General features: G+C 45.0%; 1 pseudogene. It reads left to right on the plus strand.

The features are described from left to right. Positions 1-63: 63 nt before the first annotated feature. Positions 64-220, plus strand: a pseudogene (locus GNY06_RS03225) (transposase); the annotation flags it as partial.

The raw sequence follows: 220 nt of genomic DNA on the forward strand, positions 1-220 counted from the left end.
CACTTTCTGGAATCTATGATGTCCGGTTAGCTTGAATACCACCTTGCTCAAGATAAACTTAACGAGCAAATTAACCGTAAGAACGGTAAAACGAAGAAGGCCGTGCGTAGTCTAAGTGCTGGCTCATTTGAGTTAGAAACTGGTCGTGACCGCCTGGGTACTTTTGAACCTAAGATTGTGCCCAAACGCCAGCTAATCATTACCGATGAGCTGGAAGGTA

This window comes from Elizabethkingia argenteiflava (assembly GCF_009904105.1).
Lineage (GTDB): Bacteria > Bacteroidota > Bacteroidia > Flavobacteriales > Weeksellaceae > Elizabethkingia > Elizabethkingia argenteiflava.